This window comes from Sphingopyxis sp., from assembly GCF_016463645.1.
Classification (GTDB): Bacteria; Pseudomonadota; Alphaproteobacteria; order Sphingomonadales; family Sphingomonadaceae; genus Sphingopyxis.
The window spans coordinates 1-1680 of sequence record NZ_JAEMQX010000265.1; the positions used below are offsets into that span (position 1 = coordinate 1).

Below are 1680 nucleotides of genomic sequence, written 5' to 3' on the forward strand. Positions count from 1 at the left end.
GTCGTCTTCGCGGATGATCACGGTGTTCATGTGCAGCCTTTCGCCCTTTTTGGGGTTTCGCGGCTTCCCTAGACCTGCACGGCCGGGGTGGACAAGGGGTCAGGTGCGGCGACGGCCGAAGACGTGCCGGGTAGACGGGACGGCGTCCGGCATGGCGGGTTCGGGCGCCGTGTGGCTCCAGTCGACGAGGGGGCGTTTGCGGGTGAGCGCCTGCCAGCTGCCCGCTCCGGCAAGCGCGAGAAGCAGCAGCCAGCCGCCCGCCGCCGACGGGATCAGCGCCCAGGCGAATGCGGCGGGCGTGATGACTGCCATCACGGTCGGGATCGCGGCGAGGATCGCGAGCGTGCCGAACAGCGCCCACCAGCGGCCAAGCTGCGTCGCCGCTGCACCGATCAGGACGTTGGTGGCGGCGAGAGTCAGGAATTTGGCGGCGACGGGCCAGGGCAGGCTTGCCATCGCGGGCGAATATTCGCCGAGCGTGAAGGCCGCCTGGATGTCGAACAGCAGCCAGTTCTCATACGCATCGCCGAGCGCCGCGGCAACGGGCAGCGCCGCGGCGGCGAGCCATGCGCGGTGCCGCAGTTCGCGCCACAGCGCGAAACAGCCGCAGCCGAGAAAACCGGCATAGAGCAGCATATAGAGATAGTCCTGCTCGTTGCCGGCGCGCATCGCGGCGAGGCGCGTCACCTGCTGCGGGTCGGTGAAAAAGCCGAAGATCGCTTCGAGGTCGGCTTGGCTGCCGGCGAATTCGAACGCCAGCACCGGCGCGCCATAGCCGGGCGCGATGTCGTACCCCGTTTGCGGAAAGACCTGCGTCAGGTGCAAGCTGAAGAGCAGCGTCGCGATGCCGAAAGCCAGCGTCCAATACCACAGGCGCGTCGGTGCGGGCGGGCGGGTCCGCTGTGCCTCGATCCAATGCTGGAGCCCCCCGAGCGGCATTCAACCGTCGGGTGGAGCGCGGCGGCTCACCTTATTGGCACTCGGCGCATTTGCCGCGCACCTCGATCACCGGGCGTTCGGCGGCAAAGCCGGTCTTTTCGGCGGCGGCACGGACGCCGGTCGACAGCTTGTCGTCGTCGACGTGGACCGCGGTGCCGCAGCTGTCGCAGATCAGGAAGATGCAGTCGTGGAGGCAGCCGGGATGGCTGTTCGCGACGAAGGCGTTGGCGCTCTCGACCCGGCGAACGAGGTTGTTGGCGACAAACAGGTCGAGAATGCGGTAGACGCTGTTCGGCGCGACGCGCTTGCCGCGCTTTTGCGAGACGATGTCGGCGATTTCATAGGCGCTTGCAGGCTTGCCGATTTCGGCGACGGCATCGAAAATCTCGGCGCGCATGTCGGTCCACGCTTCGCCCGCGCCCTCGAGCGCGGCCTGCGCCGCCCTGGCGAGCGAGGCGCCGCTGGCCTCGACGTGCGGATGATCATGCTTGCCCATTGGCGTTTCCTCGGGGCGTGGGAAATCCCGCGCTAACTATCGTCCCAATGTAGGCTGTTTAGGGGGCGCCCGCAAGCTGCGGGCAGTACCTAGTGCCGCGCGCGGCGGTTGAGGTCGTGGCCCAGGGCGACGACCGCGACACCGATCATCGTCGCGACCACTTCGCTGCCATCGTGCGGCCGCGACAGCGCGCCCGCCATCATGCCGAGCCCGAAGCTGCCGACCGCGAAGGGCATCATATAGCC

General features: G+C 68.0%; 3 protein-coding genes. All 3 read right to left on the reverse strand.

Annotation, left to right across the window (positions count from 1 at the left end; genetic code table 11):
- Positions 1–99: 99 nt before the first annotated feature.
- On the reverse strand, positions 100–939 hold the full coding sequence (locus tag JHC57_RS22405) for a hypothetical protein (protein ID WP_294032762.1): 840 nt from the start codon (positions 937–939) through the stop codon (positions 100–102).
- A gap of 31 nt (positions 940–970) precedes the next feature.
- Positions 971–1435 carry a Fur family transcriptional regulator gene (locus tag JHC57_RS22410; protein ID WP_294032763.1) on the reverse strand — a complete coding sequence of 155 codons (465 nt, stop codon included), beginning with the start codon at positions 1433–1435 and terminating at the stop codon, positions 971–973.
- A gap of 89 nt (positions 1436–1524) precedes the next feature.
- A partial coding sequence (locus JHC57_RS22415) for a MerC domain-containing protein (protein WP_294032764.1) occupies positions 1525–1680 on the reverse strand: 156 nt, incomplete at its 5' end.